General features: G+C 67.6%; 7 protein-coding genes. 3 read left to right on the forward strand and 4 right to left on the reverse strand.

Annotated elements, in window-relative coordinates; genetic code table 11:
• From B2W70_RS00880 to flgB, 3 genes are all read right to left on the reverse strand, one after another.
• A partial coding sequence (locus B2W70_RS00880; protein WP_286742052.1) for a flagellar hook assembly protein FlgD occupies window positions 1–560 on the reverse strand: 560 nt, incomplete at its 3' end.
• A 2-nt stretch (window positions 561–562) separates the two neighbouring features.
• Window positions 563–973: a flagellar basal body rod protein FlgC gene (gene flgC, locus B2W70_RS00885; protein ID WP_286742053.1), complete on the reverse strand. Its 411-nt coding sequence runs from the start codon at window positions 971–973 to the stop codon at window positions 563–565.
• A gap of 20 nt (window positions 974–993) precedes the next feature.
• Complete coding sequence (gene flgB, locus B2W70_RS00890; protein ID WP_286742054.1) at window positions 994–1,431, reverse strand: flagellar basal body rod protein FlgB; 438 nt, start codon at window positions 1,429–1,431, stop codon at window positions 994–996.
• A 164-nt stretch (window positions 1,432–1,595) separates the two neighbouring features.
• On the opposite strand from flgB, the gene flgA reads away from it, so the two are divergent.
• The 3 genes from flgA to B2W70_RS00905 all read left to right on the forward strand — a co-directional run bounded on the left by flgA (window position 1,596) and on the right by B2W70_RS00905 (window position 3,241).
• On the forward strand, window positions 1,596–2,420 hold the full coding sequence (gene flgA / locus B2W70_RS00895) for a flagellar basal body P-ring formation chaperone FlgA (RefSeq protein WP_286742055.1): 825 nt from the start codon (window positions 1,596–1,598) through the stop codon (window positions 2,418–2,420).
• A 139-nt stretch (window positions 2,421–2,559) separates the two neighbouring features.
• Complete coding sequence (gene flgM / locus B2W70_RS00900; RefSeq protein ID WP_286742056.1) at window positions 2,560–2,865, forward strand: flagellar biosynthesis anti-sigma factor FlgM; 306 nt, start codon at window positions 2,560–2,562, stop codon at window positions 2,863–2,865.
• A gap of 4 nt (window positions 2,866–2,869) precedes the next feature.
• The gene (locus B2W70_RS00905; RefSeq protein ID WP_286742057.1) at window positions 2,870–3,241 is read left to right on the forward strand and encodes a hypothetical protein; all 372 of its coding nucleotides are present in this window, start codon (window positions 2,870–2,872) and stop codon (window positions 3,239–3,241) included.
• A 66-nt stretch (window positions 3,242–3,307) separates the two neighbouring features.
• Here B2W70_RS00905 and B2W70_RS00910 read toward each other — a convergent pair.
• Window positions 3,308–4,716, reverse strand: a 1,409-nt coding sequence (locus tag B2W70_RS00910) for a single-stranded-DNA-specific exonuclease RecJ (RefSeq protein WP_286742058.1), incomplete at its 5' end; no start/stop codon positions are given.

Consider the following 4,716-nt stretch of genomic DNA (forward strand, 5'->3'; position numbering starts at 1 on the left):
CCCGCGCCCATCATCGGCGTGGCCGTGACGGGCTTGTTGTTGCTGGTGGCGGTCACCTGGAACTTCAGGCCGCTGGTGGACACGCCAGCCGGCGGTGTCCAGTCGAAGCCCTGCCGACCAGCGGCTTTGCCGGTCTGCGTGAATGAGTCGATCACCGTGCCAGACGAGTTCAGCACATCGATGCGCACCGAGGTGGCTGCGGCGGCCAGGTCGTAGCCGGCGGAGGCCTTGCCCTCGTTGACGAAGAGCTGGTTGCCCTCGAACAGCACGCCGTGGCCGACCAGCGACGAGCCCTGCAGCATCTGCATGCTGGCCATGCTGGTGCTCATGCCGCTCATGGTGGTGTTGAGCTTTTCGATGCCCGTGACCGTGTTGATCTGGGCCATCTGGCTCGTCACCTGGGCGTTGTCCATGGGGTTGAGCGGGTCCTGGTTCTGCATCTGCGTGACCAGGAGCTTGAGGAAGCGGTCCTGCGCGTCGGCGTTCGAGGTCGACTTGTTGCCGGTCGCGGCCAGGCCAGAGCTGCTGGCAGCGGTGTTGTTGGTGACGGCGGTGGTCATGATCAGTTACCTTGTCCCATCTGCAGCGTCTTGCTCAGCAGCGACTTCGCCGTGTTCATGACCTCGATGTTGTTCTGATAGGAACGCGAAGCGGAGATCATGTTGACCATCTCCTCGACCGCGTTGACGTTGCTGTAGGTGACGTAGCCTTCTGCGTCGGCCTGCGGGTGCTTGGGGTCGAATTGGCGGCGGCCCGGGGTGTTGTCCTCGGTGACCTGCGAGACGTTGACGCCGGCGGTGCCCACATCGCCCATGGGCGTGGTGCTGAAGACCACCTGGCGGGCCTTGTAGGCCTGGCGATCCGGGCCTGCGACTGTGTCGGCGTTGGCCAGGTTCGAGGCCACGACGTTGAGCCGCTGGCTTTGTGCGCTGACCGCGCTGCCTGCCACGTTGAAGATCTTGAACATCGACATGCTGGTCTCCTCTCAGGGCCTCACTGGCCGGTGATGGCCGTGTTGAGCGTGCGCACCGTGCCGTTGATGAAGCGCAGGGTGGCCTCGTAGCGCACGGTGTTGTCCACGAAGCTGGCGCGTTCGCGGTTCATGTCCACGGTGTTGCTGTCGAGGTTGGTCTGGGCGTTGGTGGCGTAGGTCAGGGCCGGGTCGGCGTTGGCGCCAGCGGGTTTGCCGTCCAGGCCCATGTGGCCGGCGTGGCCGCTGCTCAGGCGAACGGCGCTGGGCGCCAGGGGGCTGGTGCCAGCTGAGCGCTGCCCGGTGGCCTGGCTCAAAGCCTGCGAGAAATCGAATTCACGCGCCACGTAGCCGGGGGTGTCGGCGTTGGCGATGTTGCTGGCGATCAGGCGCTGGCGCTCGGACCGCAGCGTGAGCGCGGTGGCCTGGAAGTTCAGCGAATCGGTCAGTCTGTTCAGCATGGTGGGATCCCTCCGGCGGGCTGCTCCCGGAGGTCCGGGATGCAGGTCGACGCAGCTTGAAGGGGATGTTGATCCTTGCGAGCCGGAACATGAGCCGAAATAGCGCGTCAAACGGGCCTCATTTCCCGCCCTTGCGCGATGCGCCCGCTGACTAAATTGGCGGCATGGACCCGAACCCCGTCACCGCCAACAGCCCGCACGCGTGCCGCCCACTCGGGCTGGCCCGTGCCTGGGCCCAGCTGGCGTTGACCCTGGTTTTCTGTCTGGCGGGGGCACCCTTTGCCCAGGCCGATCCTGGCAATGCCTCCACACTGGGTTTGCAGGCGCAGGTTGAAAGCCTGCTCAAGCAGCAACCCTTGCCGCACCAGGCCGAGCCAGGCCGCGAGGGCCCGGCAGACACCCAGCATCGTCAGGCTGACAAGACGCCCCCTTGGCGTGTCGAGGTCAGCCTGGGGCAGCTGGATCCCCGCATCCGCCTGGCGCCGTGTGACCGCGTCAAGGCCTACCTGCCGGGCGGCGCCCAACTCTGGGGGCGCACGCGGGTGGGCCTGCGCTGCGAGCAGGGACCGGTGCGCTGGAACGTTTTTTGGCCGGTGCAGGTCAAGGTCTGGGGGCAGGCGCTGGTCGCGACCGTGCCCCTGCGTCCTGGCAGCATCGTGTCGGCGTCGGACGTCGCTCGGGCCGAGGTTGACCTCGCCGCCTCGGATTCGCCCGCCCTGGTTCGCCCAACGGACATCGTGGGGCGGGCCGTTCAGCGTTCGATTTCACCAGGTCAAAGCCTGCGCCAGGCCGATGTGCGCTCACGTCGCTGGTTCGCCGCAGGCGATCCGGTCCGACTGAACGTCAAAGGCCCTGGCTTCATGGTGGCGGCAGAGGGCGTGGCGCTGGCTCCTGGCGACGAGGGGCGTTGCGCCCGCGTCCGAACGGAACAGGGACGCGTTGTTTGTGGTCAGCCGGTGGGTGAGCGCCTCGTGGAGGTGACACTTTGACCCCCCTCCAGAGACAAAATCTTTCAAATTGCCCCCCCTTGGTCGGGGGGAAACCTCATTCGAGGCTAAAGTCTTTCCGAGGCCGCGTCGATATCGCGGATGTGACCACTCGGCAAACGCCGGGTCTTAGGAGTACATCATGAAAATCGGCAATCCCCTTGACAAGGCGCTTGGCGCCGTCAACGGCCGCACGGAAGGCGCCGCATCGACCAATGCTTCCGGACGAGCATCATCCACCGATGGGCCCGTCACTCAGAGCGCAAAAGTCACGCTGTCCACTTCTGCGACGGGGCTGATGGCTGGCGGAGATGGCGTCGTTGACATGGAGAAGGTCTCCAAGGTCAAGCAGGCCATCGACGACGGCAGCTACCAGGTCGACGCCGAGGTGATCGCTGACAAGCTGATCAGCAACGCCAAGGAACTGCTGCAACGCGGTCCGGCCTGACGACATGGCTCGCAACGCTGCGCCTGCTTTCGACACCCCGGCCTGCCTGGCCGAGGTCGATGCCCACCTGTCCGCCCTGGACGAGGCCCTGGCATCGGGCGATGCCGAGCGCATCGATGGGCAGGCCCAGCTGTTGCAACAATGCCTGGCGGCGTCGCTGGCCAGCTTGCGCCAAGGTGGCGGGGAGTCCCTGTCGCCTGAACTGGTGCAGCGCCTGATGCTGGCACGCACCCGCTGCATGCAGCAGCAACTGGCGGTTCACCGGGCCACGGCCTCGTTCGGTCGCACCCTGGGGATGCTGTTCCCGGGTGAAAGCACCTCGTTCGCGCCCCCGGCCACCAACGCCACGGCCCGCGCCCTGCAGGCCTACCGCTGAAGCCTGGGGGTTCGCTGGCGCCTGGGTTCTAGGCGTCCGGAGCGTTGGCGCTGTGTCGCCGCCGATTCAGTCGGCCATGCCTTCCACCACCATCTGCACGCGCTGTCGCCCCTGGAACTCGTCCAGGCTGAGGCGATAGGCCAGCTGCGCCCGCGCGGGCAGAGGCTCGCTGCGCCCGAACCAGATGCCGTCGCGCACCGTGCCCTGCATGCGCAAGCTCAGCTTGAGGTGGCGCGTGCCCACCAGGCGCTGGGTGATGACCTCCACCTCGTCGCTGAACACAGGCGCCTCGAAACCCGGGCCCCATACTGCCTCATCGAGCTGCGCCACGGCCTCGGGCGTGAAGCATTCGGGCGGCAGCGGCCCGTCGGTGGGCAACTGGCGGGCCAGCAGGCTGGCGTCCAGGCCGGCTTCGGCCACGCGCACCAAGGCCTGCTCGAACACCTCGAAATCCTCCTCGCCGATGGTGCAGCCCGCCGCCATGGCGTGGCCGCCGAACTTGCGCAGCAGGCCAGGGTGGCGCTTGCCGATCAGATCGAGCGCGTCGCGCAGGTGAAAGCCTGCGATGGAACGGCCCGAACCCTTGAGCAAACCGTCCTGGCCCATGGCGAAGACGAAGGTCGGGCGGTGCAGGCGGTCTTTCAGGCGCGAGGCCACGATGCCCACCACCCCCTCGTGAAACTCGGGGTCGAACAGGGCGATGGCGGCCGGGGGCTCGCCTTCAGGCAGCAGCGAGTCCAGGCGCAGCTCGGCCTGCTCGCGCATGCCTGACTCCAGCTCGCGCCGCTCGCGGTTGATGGCGTCAAGCTGCTGGGCCAGCTCCGTGGCGCGGCGCCGGTCGTCGGTCAGCAGGCACTCGATGCCCAGGCCCATCTCGGCCAGGCGGCCGGCGGCGTTCACGCGGGGGCCCAGGGCAAAGCCGAAATCCTGGCTGGTGGCACGCGAGGCGTCGCGGCCTGCGGCGTTGAACAGCGCGGCAATGCCCGGCTGCATGCGGCCGGTGCGGATGCGCTTGAGCCCCTGGCTGACCAGGCGGCGGTTGTTCTCGTCGAGCCGGCCCACGTCGGCGATGGTGCCCAGGGCCACCAGGTCGAGCAGGGCATCGATGCGAGGCTGGCTGGCAGCGTCGAAGCGACCGCGCTGGCGCAACTCGGCGCGCAAGGCCAGCAGCACGTAGAACATCACGCCCACGCCCACCATGGCCTTGCTGGGGAAGGGGCAGCCCGGCTGGTTGGGGTTCACGATCACGTCGGCGTCTGGCAGGCTGAAAGAGCCATCGTCCAGCACCACGGGCAGGTGGTGGTCGGTGATGAGCACCTTCATGCCCTGGGCGCGGGCCAGCGTCACGGCCTCGTGGCTGGCCATGCCGTTGTCCACGGTCACCAGCACGTCGGCGCCACGCCGCTTCACCATCTCGACGATGGGGGGCGTCAGGCCGTAGCCGTGCAGGGCGCGGTCCGGCACCACGTAGCCGA

This window comes from Aquabacterium sp. UBA2148 (genome assembly GCF_002328915.1).
GTDB lineage: Bacteria > Pseudomonadota > Gammaproteobacteria > Burkholderiales > Burkholderiaceae_C > Aquabacterium > Aquabacterium parvum.